Genomic DNA, 22,334 nt, shown 5'->3' on the forward strand with positions numbered 1-22,334 from the left:
GGTGGCGGCTGCCCGGCATACGCATCAGGCGTCCTCCGTCTGGGCAAGGATCTCGGCGAGGTGCATGACCCGCATCCCACTGCGCTGGCGCGAGAGGATGCCGCCCATGTGCAGCAGGCACGAGTTGTCGCTCGCCACGAGCACCTCGGCCCCGGTCTCGCGGGCGTGACGGACCTTGTCGGCCCCCATCGCGACCGATGTCTCGGCGTTCTTGAGGGCGAACGTGCCGCCGAAGCCACAACACTCCTCGGCCGCGGGCAGGTCGGCCAGCCGCAGGCCCTTGACGGCGCGCAGCAGCCGGGTCGGGCGGTCGCCGACGCCGAGCAGCCGCAGGGAGTGGCAGGTCGGGTGATAGGTGACCTTGTGGGGGAAGTAGGCCCCGACGTCCTCGACCCCCAGCACGTCGACCAGGAACTCGCTGAGCTCATAGGTCCTCGGGCCGGTGCGGGCGACTGCCTCGACGAGTCGCGCGTCACCCGATCGGCGCGCCACCATGTCGTGCTGATGGCGCGCCGAGCCGACGCAGGAGCCGGACGGCGTGACGATGGCGTCGTAGCCCTCGAAGGCCGAGACGAACTGTCGGACGACGGGGATGGCCTCATCGAGGTAGCCGGTGTTGATCATCGGCTGCCCGCAACAGGTCTGGGCCGTGGGGAAGTCCACGTCGACCCCGAGCCGGCGCAGCAGCCGCACCACCGACTTGCCCGTCTCGGGGAACATCGTGTCGTTGATGCAGGTCAGCATCAGCGCAACCTTCATCGGCGCCGCCCCTTCCTCTCCCGTCAGCGTGACCCTACGGGATCATCCAGCCCAGCACCGGGGTGGACTGGAGATAGACGATGACGCACATGAAGGCGAGAAACCCCAAGGACCACCCGAGGACCTTGCGGAAGATGTCGCCCTCCTTGCCGGACATCCCCACCGCGGCGGCCGCGATGGCGAGGTTCTGCGGCGAGATCATCTTGCCGAGGACACCCCCGGAGGAGTTCGATGCCGCCATGAGCAGCTCGGGCAGGCCCGTCGCCTTGGCGGCCTGCACCTGGAGCGCTCCGAAGAGGGAGTTCGACGACGTGTCCGAGCCGGTCACGGCGACCCCGAGCCAGCCGAGGATCGGAGACAGGACGGCGAAGAGGGCTCCCGACGCAGCGAGCCACTTGCCGAGGGTGGCCGTCTCGCCCGACGCGTTCATGACGTAGGCCAGCCCGAGGACGGCCATGACCGTGACGATCGCCGTGGCGAGCTGCTTGTAGGTCGCGCCATAGGCCTTGAGGGCCTTGGCCGGGGAGATGCCGATGACCGGGATGGTGATCAGGCCGGCGATGATCATCAAGGTGCCCGCGGCCGAGAGGACGTTGAGCTTGAAGAGCGGGATCGTCGACGGCTTGCCCGCCGCGGTCTGGAGGTCGAGACCGGGCCAGGTGAAGGACGGGTTGGCTGCCTTGAGGTTGAAGAAGTCCTTGATCCCCGGGAGCTGGGCCAGCACGAAGAGGACGACGATGATGAGATAGGGCGCATACGCCTTGAGGACGTCCTGGCGGGTGTCGTGCGAGGCGGCGTCCCGCTCGGCGAGCTCGGCCAGGGTGCCGACGCCCTGACCGACGGGGTGGTCGCCGTCACCGGACGAGCCGGTGCGGGTCGAGTCCGTGCCTGCCGAGCCGACCCGACCTGAGGACGCGTCGCGAGTGGCGCCCGAGGTGGCCCCGCCCACGACGACGTCCGTGTCGGTCTCGATGTAGCCGTTCCTCGGCTGCCACACCCGCAGGAGCATGACGACGGAGAGCGCACCGACCAGCGCCGCGACGATGTCGGTCAGCTGCGTGGAGATGAAGTTGGAGGTGACGAACTGGGCGATGGCGAACGCGAACCCACAGGTCAAGGTGGCCGGCAGCGTCTCGCGCACGCCCTTGCCCTTGTCGATGATGTAGACCAGCGCCATCGGGACGAAGATGCCCAGCAGCGGCGTCTGGCGCCCGACCATCTGCGACAGCGCGTGCTCGGGCAGTCCGCTCACGGTGGCCAGGGTGGTGATCGGCACGGCCAGCGCGCCGAACGCCACGGGGGCGGTGTTGGCCACGAGTGCGACGACCGCAGCCTTGAGCGGGCGGAACCCGAGGGCAATGAGCATGACGCTCGTGATGGCCACCGGGGTGCCGAAGCCGGCCAGCGCCTCGAGGAGGGCACCGAAGCAGAACGCGATGATGACGGCCTGGATCCGCTGGTCGTCACTGACCTTGGCGAAGGACCGGCGCAGGACGTCGAAGTGTCCCGTGACGACCGTCATGTTGTAGACCCAGATGGCGTTGATGACGATCCACAGGATCGGGAAGAACCCGAATGCCGCGCCTTCGCTGCCGGCGAGCAGGGCCTGCCCGATGGGCATCGAGTAGCCGATGACCGCGACGAGGATGGCCACGACGAGGGAGGCGATCGCGGCCTTCCAGGCGGTGATCCGCAGGGCCCCGAGCATGACGAAGAGGGTGATGAGCGGCAGCATCGCCACCAGGGCGGTGAGCAGGAGTGACCCGCCCACCGCATCGAGAACCGGCTTGTACATGAACACCTCGTTGTATTCGGTTGGTGACATTGTCTTCGGACTGGGATGGGGACTGGGACGGCGTGGGGTCAGGCAGGCGGTGTGGAGACACCGAGGCTGGTGCGCGGAAGACCCCGGATCGAGGCGTCGAGCACCTCGACGGTGTGGGCGAGCGCGACGTGTCCCCCGGCGCGCTCGATGGAGGAGGCGACCTGCATGAGGCAGCCGGGGTTGGCCGTGACGAGCAGCGCTGCGCCCGTGGCGATGACGTTGGCGGCCTTGCGGTCGCCCAGCTCCCGGGCGGGGACCGGGTTCAGGATGTTGTAGATCCCGGCGGAGCCGCAGCAGATGTCGGCGTCGGCGATCTCCTTCAGCACCAGACCGGGTATGCCGCGCAGCAGCTCGCGCGGCTGGCTCCGGATCCCCTGGGCGTGGCCCAGGTGGCAGGCGTCGTGGTACGCGATCGTCACGTCGATCGGGTGCCGCGTCGCGACCGGCCCGACGTCGGCCAGGATCTCGGAGACGTCGCGGACCTTGGCGCTCATCGCCTCGGCGCGGGCGGCCCACTGCGGGTCGTCGGACAACAGGTGGACGTAGTCCTTCATCGCGGAGCCGCACCCCGCGGAGTTGACGACGAGGTGCTCGATGCCGGCCCGCTCGAACTCCTCGATGAGGGCCCGGGCGAACTTCTGGGCCTCCTCCTCGCGGCCGTTGTGTGACGACAGCGCCCCGCAACACGCCTGACTCGCCGGGGCGACGACGTCGAAGCCCTCGGCGCTCAGGACCCGCGCGGTCGCGGCGTTGACGCCAGGGAAGAACTCGCGCTGCACGCAACCGAGCAGCATGCCCACGGTCCCGCGGCGGGTGCCCTGGGCGGGGGTGCGGGCAGGGACCCTCTCGGCCTTGCCCAGCGTGGGAGCCAGCGACTCCATGGCCGCCAGCGTCGGCGAGATCCGTTGCAGGAGCGCGGACTTGCGGAGGCGGCCCGCGAGGCCGGTGCGCTGGTAGAGCCGCAGCGGGCCGCGCATCAGGCGGAGCCGCCGGGGGTAGGGGAACAGCGCGAAGATCCCCTCGCGCAGCGCCTTGTCCCATGTCGAGCGCTCGTGGCGCCGCTCGACCTGGGCGCGGGTGGCCTCGATGAGCCGGTCGTACTGCACACCCGACGGACAGGCCGTCACGCAGGCCATGCACCCGAGGCACGCGTCGATGTGGCCGACCATCGAGTCGGTCATCGGCTCACCGTTCAGGCCCTCGTTCATGAGGTAGATCCGCCCGCGGGGCGAGTCCATCTCCTCCCCCCAGAGGACGTAGGTCGGGCAGGTCGGGAGGCAGAAGCCGCAGTGCACGCAGTCGGCGACGAGCTCCGCGGACGGCGGCCGGTGCTCGTCGAACGCCCCCGGGCCGGCGGGCGGCGGACCGATCCGCAACGGTGCCTCGGTGCCGAGTGTCCCAGCCGGGCTGGAGACGAGGTCGTGCGTGGCGACGCCCCGGTCCGTGCCCCCAGCAGTCATCGGTTGGTCCACCACGTCAGATTCCTCCCACGAAACGGCCGGGGCTGAGCACCCGGTCGGGGTCGAACTGGTCCTTGACCCGGCGCATGAGGTCCAGTCCCTTGACCGGCCCCCAGACGTCGAGCATCCGCTGGGTCTCGGGGTCGGCGTCGAGAACGACCACCGTGCCGCCGAATGTCGTTGCCGCAGAGCGCAGCTGGTCGACGGCCGACACCGTTGCCGCGCGGTCGTGGCTACCCCTGAGGGCCGCGGACACCGTGCCGACCGCGACACTGCCCCGCACGTCGACCGGCACGGCCCACCGCTCGGCCGCCTCGTCCACGGCGTCGAGCAGCGCGGTCAGCGACGCGGTCTCGTGGGTGAGCTTGAGGAGCACGTCGCCGGGCCGGCCGGGATCGGTGCCCCACCAGGACGGCGCCTCGTCGAGCGCCTCGGCGCCGCCGCCGAACAGCTCGAGCGCGTCCGCGGTGCGCGCGGCGACGCCCGCGGCGATGCCGTCGAGCCGGATCGCGAGGCTCGCGGCGCCGTCCGCGGGACGTTCGAGCTCGCACGCCGTCGCGACGAGGTGTGAGTGCAGGACGCCCTGCGCGAGCGCCGTGGCGTGCCGCGCTGAGGTGACCGGCACGGTGACCCACCCCGAGGCCTCCGCGACCGGGTGCAGGCGGAAGGCGACCTCGGTGAGGACGCCCAGGGTGCCGAACGACCCGGTAAGCAGCTTGCCGAGGTCGTAGCCGGCGACGTTCTTGACGACCTTGCCACCGGAGTGCGAGACGACGCCGTCCGCGCGCACCATCGTCGTCCCGATGACGAGGTCGCGGACGGCGCCGTGCAGCAGCCGGGTGGGGCCGGTCGACGCGGTGGCGACGAGGCCGCCAACGGTCCCGGACCGGGGCGGGTCGACCGCCAGCCACTGGCCCGAGCCGGACAGGTCGCGCTGCAGGTCCTCGAGAAGGCGGCCGGCGCCGACGATGGTGATCAGGTCGCCCGCCGCGTGCTCCACGAGCGCGTCGAGCCCGGTGAGATCCAGCAGGACGTCGAGGCGCTCGGGCGGCGGCCCCCACCCGAGCTTGGTGCCGGCGCCGCGGGGGACGACGGCCAGCCCGGCCTCGTGGGCCACCCGCATGACGGCCCCGACCTGCGCGGTGTCGCGCGGACCGACGACCCAGCGGCACGGCATACCGCCGACATGGTCCCCGGGGCCACCCGCTCGCGCCGAGCCTCCGGCCGCCTCGGCCAGGCGGGACAGCACCATCTCGGTGTCGATGGTCGTCATCAGAAGAGCTCCGCCCGGCCGGCCTCGACGAGGGGGTGCGCGCCGCGGTTGCGGCCGGGCACCTCGCCGCACAGTCGGGGGGTCGGGAAGATCTTGCCGGGGTTGGAGATCGCGTCCGGGTCGAAGGCGCACCGCACCATCTGCATCGTGTCGAGGTCGTCCTCGCTGAACATCCGCGGCATGTACTTCGCCTTGTCGGAGCCGACCCCGTGCTCACCGGTGATGGAGCCGCCGAACTCGATGCAGAGGTCGATGATGGCGCCCGAGACGCCCTCGGCCTTCTCGGCCTCCCCCGCCACGGCGTCGTCGAAGAGCACGAGGGGGTGCAGGTTGCCGTCGCCGGCGTGGAAGACGTTGGCCACCCGGACGCCACCGTCGGCCGCGAGTGCGGAGATGCGCCGCAGCACCTCGGGCAGCGCGGTGCGCGGGATGACGCCGTCCTGGACGATGTAGTCCGGGCTGATCCGGCCGACTGCGGCGAAGGCCGACTTGCGCCCCTTCCAGAACAGCGCCCGCTCGGCATCGTCCCTGGCGATCCGGATCTCGAAGGCCCCGGCGGCGTTGCAGTGCTCGCTGATGGCGTCGAACTGGTGCTCCACCTCGACCGCGGCGCCGTCGAGCTCGACGATGAGGACCGCGCCGGCGCCCTGGGGATAGCCGCACTGGACGGCCGCCTCGGCCGCCTCGATGGCGAGCGCGTCCATCATCTCGATGGCAGCCGGGATGACGCCGGCCCCGATGATCGAGGACACGGCCTGGCCGGCGGAGTCGGTGTCGGGGAAGGCCGCGAGAAGGGTCTTGACCGCCTCGGGCGTGCGGGTCAGCCGGACGATGACCTTGGTCGCGATGCCGAGGGTGCCCTCGGAGCCGACGACGGCTCCCAGCAGGTCGTAGCCCGGCTGGTCGGGGGCCTTCCCGCCGATCTCGACGAGGTCCCCGGCGGGCGTGACGAGCTCGAGGCCGGTGACGTGCCCGGTCGTGAAGCCGTACTTGAGGCAGTGCGCCCCACCGGAGTTCTCCGCGACGTTGCCACCGATGGAGCAGACCTGCTGGCTCGACGGGTCGGGGGCGTAGTAGTAGCCGTCGGGCTGGGTCACCCGGGACAGCTGGAGGTTGATCACGCCGGGTTCAACGACGGCACGCTGGTTGTCGCGGTCGACCTCGAGGATGGCCCGCATCCGCGACAGGACGATGAGGACGCCGTCGGCGTGCGGCAGGGCCCCGCCGGAGAGGCCGGTGCCCGACCCGCGCGCCACGAAGGGGATGCGGTGCTCGGCACACGCCCGGACCACCACCGCGACCTGCTCGGCGGTCTCGGGCAGGACGACGAGCGAGGGGATGACCTTGTACTGCGCCAGCCCGTCGCACTCGTAGGTGCGCAGCCGCTGGCGGTCGGTGATGACCGCCCCCTGCGGCAGCAGCGGTGCCAGTGTGGTGGCCAGTCCTCGTGCGTCCATGTCGCCCCGTCCCCTGCCTCAGGCCATCTTCTCGTAGGCCGGGAGCGTGAGGAACTCCGCGAAGTCGTCGGCCACGGCCACCGCGAGGAAGGTCTCGGTCGCCTCGGCATAGTCTGCCGGGTTGCCGGGGAGCCTGGCGAGCTCCTCGTCGACGAGTCGCTCGACGAGCTCCCGGGTCACGACGTCGCCGGTCTCCAGCTCGACGTCGCACCGGATCCACTGCCACACCTGGGACCGGGAGATCTCGGCCGTCGCGGCGTCCTCCATGAGGTTATTGATCCCCACGGCTCCCTGGCCCCGCAGCCAGGAGTGGAGGTACTGGATGCCGACGCTGATGTTGTTGCGCAGACCGGCCTCCGTCACGGCGCCGGGGGTCGCGGTCACGTCGAGCAGCTGCTCCGCGCTCACGTGAACGTCGTCGCGCAGCCGGTCCAGCTGGTTGGGCCGCTCGCCGAGGACGTCCGTGAAGACCTCGGTGCAGAGCGCGACCATGCCGGGGTGGGCCACCCAGGACCCGTCGAAGCCGTCACCGGCCTCGCGGGTCTTGTCGTCGCGGACCTTCTGGAACGCCACCTCGTTGACCGCAGCGTCCTTGCTGGGGATGACGGCCGCCATCCCGCCGATGGCGTGGGCGCCGCGCCGGTGGCAGGTGCTCACGAGCAGCTCGGTGTAGGCCCGCATGAACGGCACCGTCATGGTCACCTGCGCACGGTCGGGGAGCATGAAGTCCTTGCCCCGGGTGCGGAACTTCTTGATGACGCTGAAGATGTAGTCCCACCGGCCGGCGTTGAGACCGGCGGAGTGCTCGCGCAGCTCGTAGAGGAACTCGTCCATCTCGAAGGCGGCCGGGTAGGTCTCGATGAGGCAGGTCGCGCGGATGGTGCCCTGCGGTATGCCGCGGGCCTTCTGCGCGCGGACGAAGACGTCGTTCCACAGCCGCGCCTCGAGGTGGCTCTCCATCTTGGGCAGGTAGAAGTACGGACCCTTGCCGGCGTCGAGCTGGCGCTGGGCGCAGTGGAAGAAATAGAGGCCGAAGTCGACGAGGGCGCCCGCCATCCGTTCGCCGTCCACCTCGATGTGTTTCTCGGACAGGTGCCAGCCGCGCGGGCGGACGACGACGGTGGACAGCTCCGAGGCCTCCTTGAGGGCGTAGGCCTTGCCCGCGTCGGAGGTGAAGTCGATCGTGCCGTCGAGGGCGTCCATGAGGTTGAGCTGGCCGTTGACGGCGTTCTCCCACGTCGGCGTGGACGCGTCCTCGAAGTCGGCGAGCCAGACCTTCGCGCCGGAGTTGAGGGCGTTGATCGTCATCTTGCGGTCAACCGGGCCGGTCATCTCGGCCCGGCGGTCCGCCAGACCCGGCGCCGGGTCGGCGACCTTCCAGTCGCCGTCGCGGATCTCCTGGGTCTCCGGGAGGAAGCCGAGCGTCCCGCCAGCCGCGAGTGCGGCATACCGCTCCTCGCGGGCGAGCAGGAGCTCGCGCCGCCGGGCGTCGAAGGTGCGGTGCAGGTCGGCGAGGAACGCGAGCGCCTCGTCGGTGAGCACCTCGTCGAAGCGGGGGCCCATGGGGCCGCTGATCTGGACGCCGTCGGGGACGGGCATGAGGACGAACTCCCTTGGTCATGGCTACCGGCGCCAGGCTCGCCGCCGCACCATCTCCGGCACAACCTGCATTTCCGGCATGCGGAATTGGATTTCTGTTTCCACCATCCTGCCGCAGGCGCCGGTGCGGGTCAATGGGTCGCGGGAGGTCGACCGGGTGGGACACCCCGGCAACCGCACGGTCAGCCGGAGCCGCCGATGTCGACCTCGTAGGCCTCGTAGACGAGGTCCGCGCCGCGTTGACGGTGCCGGACCAGGTGCCCGAGCAGGACGGTCCCCCGCTCGCGGAGCTCGGCGGCCGTGGGGACCGACCCCGAGCCCTCCACCGCCGCGAGCACCCCCTCGACCTCGAGACGGAGCGCCACGTGCTCGTCGACGAGCGTCCTCACCCCGGGGGAGAGCCGGGGCTCGGTTGCCAGCACCCCGGCATACAGGCCCTGGGGTCCCTCCGTGATGGCGATGTGCTCCCGGAAGTCCGCGGACAGCTCCGCCGTGGCCGCGTGGACCCGCTCGACCCACCGCGTCGCACGCCCCGGGATCGGCGCCGCCAGCGCCGCCTCGAGGGCGTCCACCGACTCGCGCAACTGGGCCCGATGACGTCGGGCGGCCTCGACGGACGCGTCGAGTGGACCAGTCGGGCGCGTCGGGCTCGAAGGGCTTTCGGTCCGGGCTGCCATCGAACCTCCCCTGAGGCGGTGGGGTCGTTCGTCCCATGGTGCGCCTTCGAACCGGGACCGTCCAGCCCAGATCGGACATCCGTCGAGACGGCGCACTCCCCGCACCCCGGATCGCCCCCGCCGACGGCCAGCGAGGCGCCGACGCCGGGGTCCGCTCAGGGCGGAACCGGGGTGTGGCCACCCTCGGGAACCGCGTAGATTGACCACACGTCTGGAAGAGACAGGGGTCACCCGCCCGCTGTCGAGGTGCACTGCCCGTGCACCGAGCCAGCTCCTGACGACTCGTGAGACGGGACCACCGCGGAAAGAGGACCTCAGATGACGGACCAGCCTTCCCCGGCGCCGACCGGGGCAGCCGACGCCGTGCAGGCGCTGGCCCCTCCGGCCCCCTCCGCCTTCCTGACCCTCGCGGCCCCGCCCGCGACCCGCCCCGTCAGCGAGACCGCCGCGCCCAAGATGGCCCCGCAGGTGCCCGAGACGGCGCTGCCCGGGCTCGACGCCAAGGTCGACTCCTACCTCGCCGCCCTGATGTCGGCCGAGCCGAAGTCGCCGTCCTTCGAGGCCAAGGCCGCCGACGTGCGGAGCATGGGCGATGAGGACGTGCGCCGGGCCGCCGAGTCGAGCAACCGGCTGCTCAGGGCGCCCGTCAAGGCGATGCAGGAGGGCGGTCTCGACGAGGGCTCGAGGGTGAGCAAGACGCTCCTGGACCTGCGCCGCACCGTCGAGGATCTCGACCCGTCGCAGGCCACGGGGGTCAAGAAGGTCCTCGGGATGATCCCGTTCGGCGACAAGGTCACCGACTACTTCCGCAAGTACCAGTCCGCCCAGAGCCACCTCGACGGGATCCTCCACTCCCTGCGCGAGGGTCAGGACGAGCTCCAGCGGGACAACGTCGCCCTCAACCTCGAGAAGCAGAACCTCTGGGAGTCGATGGGCCGGCTCAACCAGTACGTCTACGTCGCCGAGCGGCTCGACGCCCGCCTCACCGCGCAGATCGCCACCCTGGAGGCCACCGACCCCGAGCGGGCGACGGCATTCAAGCAGGACGTCCTCTTCTACGTGCGCCAGAAGCACCAGGACCTGCTGACCCAGCTCGCGGTCTCGATCCAGAACTACCTCGCCATCGACATCGTCATCAAGAACAACATCGAGCTCATCAAGGGCGTCGACCGCGCGTCGACGACGACCATCTCGGCGCTGCGCACGGCGGTCATCGTCGCCCAGGCCCTCGGCAACCAGAAGCTCGTGCTGGACCAGATCACGGCGCTGAACACGACGACGTCGAACCTCATCCAGTCGACGTCGGAGATGTTGCGCGACAACTCGGTCAAGATCCAGGAGCAGGCGGCTGCGGCCACGATCGGTCTGCCGCAGCTCCAGGCGGCCTTCTCCAACATCTACCAGACGATGGACGCCATCGACACGTTCAAGGTCCAGGCCCTCGACAACATGGCCGCGACGATCGGCACCCTCGAGACCGAGGTGACCAAGTCGCAGGCCTACCTCGACCGGGTCAACCGGCAGAACCCCGCCATCACCGCCGGCTCCCTGGACCTCGGGCGGTAGGTCGGTCCCGACCGCGCAACAGAACGACCGCACAACAATCCGTCCACCGCACGTCGTCCCGCGACCACTCAGGGGGAAGATCGGCACATGGGTATCGGTTCGTGGTTCGGCTTCGGCTCGCGTCCGGAGCGCGCCCCCGAGATCGCGTCCGCCGCGTCACGGGTGCCGACCAGCCAGGACCTGCTCGACGCCATCGACCGGGTCGAGCAGCAGGCCCGTGAGGGCAAGGCCCCCGGCATGGTGCAGTCGCGCCTCGGCCGGGTGGCGCGGATCGTGCGCGAGACCGTGCCCCGGCTCGAGACCCTCGGGCACGGCAGCCCGCAGGCCTACAACGTCATGGCGACGGCCACCGACTATCTCCCCGATGCGATCGGGGGATACCTCCGGTTGCCCCGGCAGTGGGCCGACTCGCGTCCCGTCGACCGTGGCAAGACCTCGCTGATGATCCTCATCGACCAGCTCGACCTGCTCGGCGCGACGATGGACAAGGTCTTCGACGCCGTATGCCGTGCGGACGCCGAGGCGCTGGTGGTCCACGGTCGCTTCCTCCAGGAGAAGTTCGGCGCCGCCTCCGGCGGCGGCGACCTGCGGATCGGGACCACGCCCCTGCCGCCCCTGCCGCCCAGTGACCCCGACGCGCCCACCCCGCTGACTCCTCCGACGGGCAGGCAGGGCTGATGCCGCAGCTCGAGCAGGCCCTCGACGCCCTGGCTGAGGTGGCCCGGCGCCTCGGACTCGACGCCCACGAGGCCCGCCGCGAGGGCGTCGTCCTGTCGGCCACGGTCGCGGAGCCGGCCAGCCCGACCTATCGCGCGGCCCAGGACTGGGCCCGGGCCACGGGCATGGCCGACGCCGACGACATCGCCGCCGCCAACGACGCCTTCATCAGCTCGGCCTCCTCGGGTCGCAAGTGGCGCGCCAGCCCCAGCGCCCTGGTGACGCACCTGCGTGCCACCGGGACGGAGGCGAAGGAGTATGCCGACGCCCTCGTCACCGTCGTCGAGGCGGCCTCGACCCTCGGGACCACCAACGCCCGGGTCACCGCCAACATCATCCGGGCCGCCGAGGCGCAGCGCAGCGGTGCCACGGGCTCCCCCGCCCCGGGGACGCGGTTCGACCCGGCGCTCGCCCCGTTCCAGGACCCGCGGATCCTGGAGTCGCTGCGGCTCCTGCACGGACCGGGTGCGCAGGCGCCCGCTCTCCCAGCGCCCTCCTCCGGCGGGCCGGATGCGGACCCGACTGCCCGGCATACCGGCGAGTCTGCTGACGGCACAGCGGCATCCGGGCAGGACGTCGCCGTGACCGAGGCCACCACGGATGCCGCTGCGGACCCTGAGCCCGAGCGGTCCGTCGAGGAGCTGCTCGGCGACCTCGACGCGATGATCGGGCTCGAGCGGGTCAAGCGTGAGGTGCACCAGCAGGTCGCGATGCTGAAGGTGGAGGCCAGGCGCGACGCCGCGGGTCTGCGCAACCCGGACGTCACCCGGCACCTCGTCTTCGTCGGCAACCCCGGCACCGGCAAGACGACCGTCGCCCGGATGGTGTCCGGGATCTACCGGGCCCTGGGCCTGCTGAGCAAGGGCCACCTCGTCGAGGTGGACCGGTCCGAGCTCGTCGCCGGCTACCTCGGCCAGACGGCGATCAAGACGGCGGAGGTGTGCACCAGGGCCGCTGGTGGGGTGCTGTTCATCGACGAGGCATACTCCCTCGGCGGCGACCAGTACGGCACTGAGGCGATCGGCACCCTCGTCAAGGAGATGGAGGACCGGCGCGACGAGCTGGTCGTCATCGTCGCCGGCTACCCCGACCCGATGGTCGTCTTCATCGCCCAGAACCCCGGGCTGGCGAGCAGGTTCAAGACGACGATCGACTTCGCCGACTACACCGACGACGAGGTCGTCGACATCCTCGGCAAGCTCGCGGACGGGGCGGACTACGACGTCTCGCCCGACGCGCAGGAGGCCTTCCGCGCGATCCTCGCCGGGACGGCGCGCAACCAGTCCTTCGGCAACGGGCGCTTCGCCCGCAACCTGCTCGAGGAGGCCATCGGCCGGCACGCGTGGCGCCTGCAGGACATCGAGGAGCCGACGACGGAGCAGCTGCGCCTGCTGTTGACGGAGGACTTCCGCCCCCCCGAGACCACCGACGTCGACCCGTCCCCGGCGGAGGTCTCCGCTGCGTCCGGCACCTCGGCCGCCGGGGCGACCGACCTGCCGGACGACACCCGCCTGCGGGGAGGACCCGGATGACCCAGCAAGCCACCTCAGCACCGGAGCAGGTCATCGGCGTCACGGGCGCACCGGACAACCCGCTCCGGGTCTTCCTCAGCTCGGCCTTCGAGGGCACCCCCGGGCGGATGCGCCTGCTCGGGGCCGTGGCAGCACTTGCCGCGGCGGTCTTCGGGATCGTCGGCGCCACCATCTTGTGGTCCTCGTCAGCCGCCCTGAGCCGAGCAGACCACGACACCGCCCAGGTCGTGCGGTCCCAGGGGATCTACGCCGACCTGCTGCGTGCGGACGCCAGCGCGACCAACGCCTTCCTCGTCGGCGGCCTCGAGAACCCCGCACAGCGGGCCGACTACGACGCGACGATGAGCCGGGTCGCCGCAGCGATCGCCGAGGCGGCCACGGCCCAGCCGGCCGACGGCACCGCCCTCGGTCAGCTCAACGCGCAGGTCCAGACGTATGCCGCCACCGTCGAGCAGGCCCGCGTCTACAACCGGCAGGGACTGCCGATCGGGTCGCAGTACCTCAACAACGCCAGCCTCGGGCTGCGGACCACCACCTTGCCCGTGGTCGCCGCCGTGACGAGCGCCAACGCGCAGCGGGCTGACCAGGAGTTCGGGGCGAGCAGCACCGGGGTGGCACTGGGACTGGTCGGCACCCTCGCGCTCATCGTGCTTGTGGTCGTCATCGTGTGGCTGGCCCGGCGCACCCACCGCTACCTCAACGTCCCGCTCACCGTGGCGGCGGGCCTCGTCCTCGTCGCCCTCCTGCTCGGGACGACCACCCTTGGGTCGGTGGGCAGCGGCCTCGCCACGGTCCGCGGCTCCGACTACAAGGCGACCCTGGCCCTCGCGAACGCTCGCTCGGCAGCCTTCGACGCGAAGTCCAACGAGAGCCTGACCCTCATCGCCCGGGCCGGCAACGCGAGCGAGACGAAGTGGAAGACGCCCTCCGAGTCGGTCCTGACCAACCTCGTCGTGCTCGGGGCGGCGCAGGGCAGCATCGGGCCGGCCGGGTCCCTCCGGACCGCGTGGAACGCCTACGTCACGGAGCACGTGGCCATCCGCAAGCTCGACGACGACGGCACGTGGGACCAGGCCGTCGCCGCCGCGACGAAGACGGACCCCGCGTCGGCCAACGCGAGATTCACCGCCTTCACCAGCCAGGCCGACCAGTCGCTCGAGACGTTCCGTGCCGCGACGCAGGCCAAGGTCACCGAGCCGCAGACCAGGGTCACCGTCACCGGCTGGGTGCTGCTCATCATCTGCCTCGCGGCCGCGCTCCTGGCCCTGCGAGGGATCTCGCAACGACTCGAGGAGTACCGATGAGGACCCGGTCAAGGACCCGTCGGTCCGGGGTGGCCATCGGCCTCGCCCTCGTCCTGGGCGCAGCGGCCTGCACCTCCGGCGGTGACTACGCGCCGACCACCGTCCCGTCCGTGACGACGACGCCGCCCCAGGGTTCGACGCCCGCTGCCGCTCCCAGCTGCACGAATGCGACACAGTCCTACAACCCTGTCGCCAACCTCCAGACCGGCGCTGCGAGCGCCTCCGTGAAGGCCATCAGGGACCGCGGCTACCTCATCGCCGGGGTCTCCGCCGACTCGCTGCTCCTCGGCTCACGCAACCCCCTGACCGGCCAGATCGAAGGTTTCGACATCGACATGGTCAAGGCGGTCGCGACCGCGATCTTCGGGGACCCGGCCAAGGTGCAGCTCGTCGTCATCCAGGCCAGCGACCGGCTGACCGTCCTCAAGGACAAGAAGGTCGACATCGTCGCCCGCAACATGACGATGACCTGCTCGCGGTGGGAACAGATCTCCTTCTCGGCCGAGTACTACCGCTCCGGCCTCAAGATCCTCGTCCGCAAGGGGGCCACGGAGACGTCGCTGGCCGGGCTCACCGGCAAGAGGGTCTGCGCCCCGAACGGGACCTCGACGATGGACAAGGTCCGCAGCGTCGCCGGCATCGAGGCCGTCGGGGCCGGCACCCACACGGGCTGCCTCGTCCTCTTCCAGCAGGGCAAGGTCGACGCCATCGCCGGCGACGACACCGTCCTGGCCGGGCTCGTCGCGCAGGACCCGTATGCCGTCGTCCCCACCATGGCGCCCGAGACGGACGAGCCCTACGGCCTGGGCATCACCAAGGACGCGAAGGACCTCGTCTCCTTCGTCAACACCGTCCTGGAACAGATGAAGGCCGACGGCCGGTGGAAGGCCATCTACGACCGGTGGCTCGCGGCCCGTCTCGGACCGGCCCCCACCCCGCCGCAGTCCGTCTACGGTCGTCCGTGACGGCGGCGCCCATGTCCCTCAACCTCACCCCTCCGACGCCGCCGTCGACCGGAGCCGCTCCGGAGCCTCCCGGGCGGCTCGGCGCGGCGGTGGCGGCCCAGGACGCCTTCGCCTACCTGCGCGACCTCGGCCTCTGGCGCGACAAGCGACGCAGCGAGCTCGACGCCCTCGACGCCGTCGCGCTGGCCTCGAGCGAGCGGGACTCCTTCAGCCGGGACATGCTCGTCTCGATGGCGCTGTGGAAGGCCATCTCGGACCGTTACGACCTGCTCGAGGTGACCTTCGACAACGGCCGGGTCGGGCCCAGGGAGGCCGAGCGGATCTCCGCACTCATCTGGGGCCGTCTCGACGTCGCCCCCGGCTCGGCGGCGGGCTCCCTGGCCCCGTCCACCGCCGGCGCCCTCGCCCTCTCGCTGCCCGAGGCGTGCCGGCTCTCGGACGCGATGACCTCGTCGCTGCGGGCCCGGCTCTCCCTCGAGCCGTCCGGCGCGGAGGTCGGCACCCGGCTCAAGGACGTGCGCGAGACCATCGAGCGGGTCCGCGACCAGATCGGCCTGGTCCCGGTCGGCGCCGGTCGCGACGCCGCCCGCGCCCTGCACCAGCGGCTCGAGCAGCGCCTCGTCGACGTCACCGACCGGGCGAGGCGGGGCGCCGACGTCGGCGGCCTCCTCGCCCCGCTGGAGTACGACGCGTCGAGCACCGAGCGCGACCTCATCGTCGGCGCCGGCCAGCGCCTCGACGCAGCCCGCGACGCCGAACGGGCCCGGCGGCTGAGGACCGAGCTCGCCGCCCGGGGCGCCGCGATCCGCCTCCTGGAGGACCAGTGCGTCGCCGCGGTGGATCCTGCACCACGCCTCGCCATCCCGGACGTCACCGCGCTCGGCGAGGTGCCGACCGACCCGAAGCCCCTCGAGCTCTACCTCGGCCGGCTCGACGCCGTCTCGCGGGCCCTGACCCGGGCCCACTCGGCCTACGCCGACGCCCTCGCCGAGGTGGACGAGGTGCGCGGCCTCGTCGGCGCGCTTGGCGCGCAGGCGCGGGCGTCCGGCATACGCGCTCCTGACCTCGACGACCTCGCCGGCCGCCTCGACCAGGCCTTCGCCCGGGCCCCCACCGACATGCTCCGCGTCCGCGCCCTCGTCGCCGCCTTCCAGGCCTACCTCCAGTCCGTGACGACGCAGGGAACCCGCTGATGAGTCCGACCGCGACCGCCTGCACCCAGCCCGGCTGCTCCGGCCACCTGCTCGACGGCTACTGCGACGTCTGCGGCTCGCCCGGTGAGAGCGGGGTGGGCGGGGCGGCCCCGGTGTCCGGCCCCATGTCCGGCCCCGGGGAGGTCGGCGATGACGACGACGGCAGCGGCCTGCGCGCAGCCGTCCAGCAGCAGATCAGCTCCTCGGTCCCGGACGGCACGCCGTGCCATCAGCCCAGGTGCGCAGGGCACGTCCTGGATGGCTACTGCGACGTCTGCGGCGCCTCGGGTGAGTCGTTCGAGCCGCTGTCCTTCGCGACCGCACCAGCGGGGGTGGCGAGCTCCCCGTCGACGATGTCACGGGCCAGCAACCGCCTCGCCTCAACCGCCCTCGGCTCGGCCCGAGCCGGCCAGCCCGGCAGCCGGACGACCCGCCGGGTCGGCAGCAGCTCGCAGCGGATGCGCAGCGCCCGCCTCGGTGCCGGCCTGACGACGATCCCGCCGGTGCCCGAGATCGACGCGTCGACGGCCATCATGGACAACCCCGTCGTCCCGGAGGACAAGCGCTACTGCTCCAACTGCGGCAACGCCGTCGGGCGCGGCCACGACGGCGTCCCCGGCCGGAGCACCGGCTTCTGCGCCAGGTGCCGACAGGCGTTCTCGTTCGACCCGAAGCTGCGCCCGGGCGACCTGATCGCCGGGCAGTACGAGGTCGCGGGGTGCCTCGCCCACGGTGGCCTCGGCTGGGTCTACCTCGCGCGGGACAAGAACGTCTCCGACCGCTGGGTCGTGCTCAAGGGGCTGCTCAACTCGGGTGACCCGGACGCCCTCGCCGCTGCCATCGCCGAGCAGCGCTTCCTCGCCCAGGTGTCCCACCCGCACATCGTCGAGATCTACAACTTCGTCACCCACGACGACGCCGGCTACATCGTCATGGAATATGTGGGCGGGACGTCCCTGAAGTCTCTGCTCAAGCAGCGGATGCAGAGGACGCATCGCTATGACCCCATCCCCGCCGACCAGGCCCTGGCCTACATCCTCGAGATCCTCCCGGCGTTCCAGTACCTGCACGACCTCGGCCTGGTCTACTGCGACTTCAAGCCCGACAACCTCATCCAGGTCGGCGACATGGTCACGCTCATCGACCTCGGGGGCGTCCGGAAGATCGACGACGACGACTCGGCGATCTTCGGGACCGTGGGCTACCAGGCGCCCGAGGTCGCCGAGCAGGGCACGACGGTGGCCTCGGACATCTACACGATCGGGCGCACCCTCGTCGTGCTGATGATGGAGTTCCGGGGCTACCAGTCGACCTACCTCGCCTCCCTGCCGCCGGTCGAGGACACCCCACTCTTCCAGCGCTACGACTCGCTCTACCGGTTGCTGCTCAAGGCGTGCGCGGTCTCGCCCGACGACCGGTTCGCCTCCGCCGACGAGCTGCGGGTGCAGATGCTCGGGGTGCTGCGCGAGGTCGTCGCCCAGGACCAGCAGCGCAGCGGCCGGGCCATCAGCTCCGCCTCGTCGCTGCTGTTCGAGGAGCCGGCGATCGCCACCGACACCCTCGACTGGCAGACCCTCCCGGCCCTGCGTGTCGACCCCAACGACCCCCAGGCCAGCTGGCTCCACGGGCTCGCCGGATCGACACCGCAGGAGCGGCTCACGGCCCTGTATGCCGCGCCCGCCGCGTCCCCGGAGGTGCAGCTCGAGACCTGCCGGGCCGCCCTGCACGCCGGCCGGCCGGACCTCGTCGACGAGGTGGTCAACGCCATGCTGCGCGCCGACCCGTGGGAGTGGCGTGCCGTGTGGATGCAGGGCCTGAGCGCGCTGCTGCAGAACGACCCCCGCGAGGCCCAGAGCGCCTTCAACGCCGTCTACGGCCAGGTCCCGGGAGAGCTCGCCCCCAAGCTCGCCCTCGCCTACAGCTGCGAGACGAGCGGCGAGCTCGACGTCGCCGAGAACCTCTACGCGGCGTGCGCGCGGACCGACACCAACTTCATCCCGGCGGCCGCGTTCGGCATGGCCCGACTCCGGACCCGGCGGGGCGACGTCCAGGGCGCCGTGGAGGGCCTCGACCTCATCCCGCCGACGTCCCGGGCCTATGCCCTCGCCCGCCAGGCCCGGGCGGACATCCTCGCCTCGTCGGGCGGCGGCCTGCCGGCCCTGGCCAGCGCCCACGCGAGTGTGGATCAGGTGCTCATGGACCCCGGCGACCGGGCCCGGCTCAACGTGCACATCTACGAGACCGGGCTCGGCGAGGTCAGCCAGCGCGGCGAGGCACCCGGCCTGCGGATCGGCGACCACCTCGCGACCTCGCGCGGGATGCGGGAGGCTCTGGAGGCGGCGCTGCGCCAGCTGGCCCGGCTCACCTCGGGACGGGACGACAGGGTCCAGCTCATCGACAAGGCCAACGCGGTCCGACCCTGGACCCTGCGATGAGGCGGGCCGGACCGTGACCGCAGCCCCTCCCAGCTTCTGCCCCAACTGTGGTGCGACGCGTTCCCCCGACGCCCTCTTCTGCGAGGAGTGCGCTTTCGACTTCACGGGGGGCCGGGCCACGACCGAGCTGGCGGCACGTGGATCCGGCCCCGTCATCGAGCCCCGGGTGCGCTCGGTGCAGGCGGCCACCCCGGTGACGGCCGAGCAGGGCGACGAGTCCCCGCTCGACGTCGGGTGGACCGGCGCCATTGCTCGCGACACGGGGGCACCGCCGCTCCCGTCGGACGGGGGCCAGGCCTGCACGGACTGCCGTCAGGGCACCTACGTCGACGGCTACTGCGACAACTGCGGATCCAAGCAGCGCGACCCCCGCGACCACTTCGTCGAGGAGCCGCAGCCCTGGCTGGCCGGGGTCTGCGACATCGGCATCCGGCACAGCCGCAACGAGGACGCAATGGCCCTGCATGCGCAGGAGCAGGCGCTGTCCTTCGGTGTGATCGTGGTCTGTGACGGGGTGTCGAACTCCACCGACTCCCACATCGCGAGCCTCGCCGCGAGCCGGGCCGCCCGCGAGGTCCTCGACGACCCGGTGCCGCGCGGGATGGGGACGCGCACCGCCATCGTCGCTGCGATCGAGCAGCGTCTCGGCGAAGCCGTCGAGGCCGCCTGCCGCGCCGTCGTCGAGACGACCGCCGACCGCGAGGTCGAGAGTCCCCCGTCCTGCACCTTCGTTGCCGCCCTCGTCGACCACGGCGTTGCCGTCGTCGCCACCGTTGGTGACAGCCGGGCATACTGGCTCCCCGACGCGCCCGGGAGCGCCCCACGGCAGCTGACTCCTGACGACTCCTACGCAGCCGAGCAGATGGCCGCCGGTGTGCCGCGGGCCGAGGCAGAGACGGGCGTCGGCGCGCACGCCATCACGCGCTGGCTGGGCTCGGACGCCCCCGAGGACATCACACCGCACACGAGCGACCTCGACCTCGACGAGGACGGCTGGCTCCTCGTCGCCAGCGACGGCCTCTGGAACTACTGCTCCGAGGCCACGGACCTGCGGGCCCTCGTCCACGACACCGTCGCGCAGCTCGGGACGGCAGGGCGCCACCCCGCAACGCTCGCCCAGGCGCTCACCGACTTCGCCCTCGGCCGCGGGGGGATGGACAACATCACCGTCGCCCTCGTCCGGGTCGGTCAGGTCGACGCCGCACCCCAGCCGCCGGTCCCCGAGGCCGGACCCCCCACCGGGCTGACCGCCTCGACGCGGGAACCCGCGGCGACCCCCGGCTCGTCATACAGGGGAGAGCCCCCTGCACCCTCACCGTCGACCTCTGCCCCGACGGAGCACCCAGTGGAGCCTGTGGACCCGGTCCTGGACTCCGACGACGGAAAGGACACCCCCTGATGGCCCAGTTCACGGCCGAGGTCTTCCAGAACGAGTTCCTCCCCGATGGCGGGACCGACGTCCATGCCATCGTCCGCGTCACCTGCCGCGGCGCCGGCCAGGCCGGTCAGTCCAGCGCGACCGACGCCGCGGAGATCATCATCGTCGACACCTCCGGCTCGATGGGCGAGAACGGCATCGCCCAGGGCCGCAACGCCGCGACCGCGGCGATCAACGAGATCACCGACGGCACCTGGTTCGGGGTCATCGCCGGCAACCACGTGGGCACGCTCGTCTTCCCGTATGCCGGTGGCGCCCCGCAGATGGTGCGGATGGACCCGTCGTCGCGCCAGGCGGCGATCAACGCCATCGGCCACTTCCGCGCGGACGGAGGCACGGCGATGGGGACCTGGCTGACCAAGGCTGCGGAGGTGTTCCGCACGGTGCCGCAGGCGACGCAGCGGCACGCGATCCTGCTCACCGACGGGGCCAACGAGCACGAGACCCCCGAACAGCTGACGCGGTCGATCCAGGACGCCACAGGGCAGTTCCAATGCGACTGCCGCGGCCTCGGCGACCGGTGGCAGGTTGACGAGGTCCGTCGCATCGCCTCCGCCCTGCTCGGCACGGTCGACCTCATCCCCGCCGCCCAGGACATGGCCGCCGAGTTCCAGAGCCTGATCCGCAGGGCGATGGCGCGTGGTGTCGCCAACATCGACGTGCGGGTCTGGACCCCACAGGGCGCGCAGACGCTCTTCGTCAAGCAGGTCGCCCCGACCCTCGAGGACCTCACGTCCCGCCGCACCCAGGTCAACCCGCTCACGGCCGGATACCCGACCGGTGCGTGGGCCGACGAGAGCCGGGACTACCACGTCGCGGTGCGCCTGCCGGCGAAGTCGGTGGGGCAGGAGCAGCTTGCGGGTCGGGTCATGGTCGCCCTCGGGCAGGAGATCCAGACCCAGGCGCTCGTCAAGGCGACGTGGTCGAACGACGACTCCCTCACGACGCGGATCGACGACCAGGTGGCGCGCTACACGGGGCAGGCCGAGCTGGCGCAGGTCATCCAGGACGGGCTCGCCGCCAAGGCGGCCGGTCGCGACGACGACGCCACGGCGAAGCTCGGTCGCGCGGTCCAGATCGCGGCGGCGTCGGGCGACCAGGAGATGACCTCTCGACTGCGCAAGGTCGTCGACATCGACAACGCCGAGGACGGGACCGTGCGGCTCAAGAAGGGCGTGGAGAAGCTCGACGAGATGGCCCTCGACACCGCGTCCACCAAGACGACCCGGGTGAAGAAATGACGGCGAGGTGCCCGAACGGCCACACCTCCCAGGCGAACGACTTCTGCGACACGTGTGGCGCGAAGATCGACCCCGACCAGCAGCCGCCACCCAGCAGTGAGGCCGAGGGCGAGTCCGTGGCCGAGTCCGTGGCACCGGTCGACCAGACCTGCCCCAACTGCCAGACGTCCAACGCGGTGGACGCGCTCTTCTGTGAGGCGTGCGGGTATGACTTCACGACGGGTGCCCTGCCCCGGGGGGCCGTCCCTGCCTCGGCAGCATTGCCCACGGAACCCGCTGCAGGAGCGCCGAACTCATCCCCGGTGAACGCGCCGGAGCCCGGGGCGGAGTCCGCCGAGGGCGGGCCGGCGGTGCCCGGGCCGGTCGGTGCCACCGGCAACGTGTCGCCGGCCATCGCCCTCGAGTGGGTCGCCGAGGTCTGGGTCGACCCGGACTGGTATGCCGGTCAGGAGGCCGAGGAACCCATGCCGTCAGCCGGACTGCCGGGCGTCGTGCCGCTGCTCAACCGCAGCGCCCTGATCGGCCGGGTGTCCGCCAGCCGCAACATCGTGCCGGACGTCGACTGCACCTCCGACACCGGTGTGAGCCGGCGCCACGCCCAGCTCTCCACCGACGGTCGTCGGTGGTTCGTCGAGGACCTCGGCTCGTCCAACGGGACCTTCGTCGGTCCGGCGTCTGGCCCCCTCCCGGAGCAGCCGATCAACGTCGGCCCCCGGACCGAGCTCGACGGGGATGACCGGGTCTACGTCGGGGCGTGGACCCGGATCGTCGTGCGGCAGGCCACCGACGAGGAGATCGAGGCCAACTCCACCTGACGGCTTCGGAGACGATGCAGACCGTGCACCAAGGGCCATGCTCGTTGCGTCGCGCCGACGTCCGGACAGTTCCACGGG

The 22,334-nt window shown here is 71.6% G+C and carries 17 protein-coding genes; 10 read left to right on the top strand and 7 right to left on the bottom strand.

Annotated features, from left to right (window positions below):
- Positions 1-24: 24 nt before the first annotated feature.
- The 7 genes from ACLL9L_RS12230 to ACLL9L_RS12260 form a co-directional block, all read right to left on the bottom strand.
- Complete coding sequence (locus ACLL9L_RS12230; protein ID WP_411284933.1) at positions 25-744, bottom strand: (Fe-S)-binding protein; 720 nt, start codon at positions 742-744, stop codon at positions 25-27.
- 49 nt (positions 745-793) lie between these two features.
- Positions 794-2,554: an L-lactate permease gene (locus ACLL9L_RS12235; RefSeq protein WP_411284934.1), complete on the bottom strand. Its 1,761-nt coding sequence runs from the start codon at positions 2,552-2,554 to the stop codon at positions 794-796.
- A gap of 68 nt (positions 2,555-2,622) precedes the next feature.
- Positions 2,623-4,044 (bottom strand): (Fe-S)-binding protein, encoded by a 1,422-nt coding sequence (locus tag ACLL9L_RS12240; RefSeq protein WP_411284935.1) that lies wholly within the window; start codon positions 4,042-4,044, stop codon positions 2,623-2,625.
- A 16-nt stretch (positions 4,045-4,060) separates the two neighbouring features.
- The gene (locus tag ACLL9L_RS12245) at positions 4,061-5,317 is read right to left on the bottom strand and encodes an FAD-binding oxidoreductase (RefSeq protein ID WP_411284936.1); all 1,257 of its coding nucleotides are present in this window, start codon (positions 5,315-5,317) and stop codon (positions 4,061-4,063) included.
- A complete protein-coding gene (locus ACLL9L_RS12250; RefSeq protein WP_411284937.1) occupies positions 5,317-6,774 on the bottom strand; it encodes an FAD-linked oxidase C-terminal domain-containing protein in 1,458 nt (485 codons plus the stop codon). The genes ACLL9L_RS12245 and ACLL9L_RS12250 overlap by 1 nt, the downstream gene beginning before the upstream one ends.
- Before the next feature lie 18 nt (positions 6,775-6,792).
- The gene (gene aceB / locus ACLL9L_RS12255; protein ID WP_411284938.1) at positions 6,793-8,373 is read right to left on the bottom strand and encodes a malate synthase A; all 1,581 of its coding nucleotides are present in this window, start codon (positions 8,371-8,373) and stop codon (positions 6,793-6,795) included.
- 182 nt (positions 8,374-8,555) lie between these two features.
- The gene (locus ACLL9L_RS12260) at positions 8,556-9,050 is read right to left on the bottom strand and encodes a hypothetical protein (protein ID WP_411284939.1); all 495 of its coding nucleotides are present in this window, start codon (positions 9,048-9,050) and stop codon (positions 8,556-8,558) included.
- 318 nt (positions 9,051-9,368) lie between these two features.
- Here ACLL9L_RS12260 and ACLL9L_RS12265 point away from each other — a divergent pair, with 318 nt between their 5' ends.
- The 10 genes from ACLL9L_RS12265 (at position 9,369) to ACLL9L_RS12310 (ending at position 22,256) form a co-directional block, all read left to right on the top strand.
- Positions 9,369-10,616 carry a toxic anion resistance protein gene (locus ACLL9L_RS12265; RefSeq protein WP_411284940.1) on the top strand — a complete coding sequence of 416 codons (1,248 nt, stop codon included), beginning with the start codon at positions 9,369-9,371 and terminating at the stop codon, positions 10,614-10,616.
- An 87-nt stretch (positions 10,617-10,703) separates the two neighbouring features.
- Positions 10,704-11,294: a hypothetical protein gene (locus ACLL9L_RS12270; RefSeq protein WP_411284941.1), complete on the top strand. Its 591-nt coding sequence runs from the start codon at positions 10,704-10,706 to the stop codon at positions 11,292-11,294.
- Entirely contained in the window at positions 11,294-12,865 is a 1,572-nt protein-coding gene (locus tag ACLL9L_RS12275; RefSeq protein WP_411284942.1) for an AAA family ATPase, read from the top strand. The genes ACLL9L_RS12270 and ACLL9L_RS12275 overlap by 1 nt, the downstream gene beginning before the upstream one ends.
- On the top strand, positions 12,862-14,169 hold the full coding sequence (locus ACLL9L_RS12280) for a hypothetical protein (protein WP_411284943.1): 1,308 nt from the start codon (positions 12,862-12,864) through the stop codon (positions 14,167-14,169). Before ACLL9L_RS12275 ends, ACLL9L_RS12280 begins: the two co-directional genes overlap by 4 nt.
- On the top strand, positions 14,166-15,134 hold the full coding sequence (locus tag ACLL9L_RS12285) for a glutamate ABC transporter substrate-binding protein (RefSeq protein ID WP_411284944.1): 969 nt from the start codon (positions 14,166-14,168) through the stop codon (positions 15,132-15,134). The genes ACLL9L_RS12280 and ACLL9L_RS12285 overlap by 4 nt, the downstream gene beginning before the upstream one ends.
- 11 nt (positions 15,135-15,145) lie before the next feature.
- Positions 15,146-16,327 carry a hypothetical protein gene (locus ACLL9L_RS12290; RefSeq protein ID WP_411284945.1) on the top strand — a complete coding sequence of 394 codons (1,182 nt, stop codon included), beginning with the start codon at positions 15,146-15,148 and terminating at the stop codon, positions 16,325-16,327.
- Positions 16,327-18,762, top strand: coding sequence for a tetratricopeptide repeat protein (locus ACLL9L_RS12295; RefSeq protein WP_411284946.1), 2,436 nt, complete (start codon positions 16,327-16,329; stop codon positions 18,760-18,762). Before ACLL9L_RS12290 ends, ACLL9L_RS12295 begins: the two co-directional genes overlap by 1 nt.
- Positions 18,763-18,775: 13 nt before the next feature.
- Entirely contained in the window at positions 18,776-20,161 is a 1,386-nt protein-coding gene (locus tag ACLL9L_RS12300; RefSeq protein ID WP_411284947.1) for a protein phosphatase 2C domain-containing protein, read from the top strand.
- Positions 20,161-21,441, top strand: a complete 1,281-nt coding sequence (locus ACLL9L_RS12305; RefSeq protein WP_411284948.1) for a VWA domain-containing protein — start codon at positions 20,161-20,163, stop codon at positions 21,439-21,441. Before ACLL9L_RS12300 ends, ACLL9L_RS12305 begins: the two co-directional genes overlap by 1 nt.
- The gene (locus tag ACLL9L_RS12310; RefSeq protein WP_411284949.1) at positions 21,438-22,256 is read left to right on the top strand and encodes an FHA domain-containing protein; all 819 of its coding nucleotides are present in this window, start codon (positions 21,438-21,440) and stop codon (positions 22,254-22,256) included. The genes ACLL9L_RS12305 and ACLL9L_RS12310 overlap by 4 nt, the downstream gene beginning before the upstream one ends.
- Positions 22,257-22,334 lie beyond the last annotated feature (78 nt).

It is taken from the genome of Lapillicoccus sp., from assembly GCF_046595215.1.
GTDB lineage: Bacteria > Actinomycetota > Actinomycetes > Actinomycetales > Dermatophilaceae > Lapillicoccus.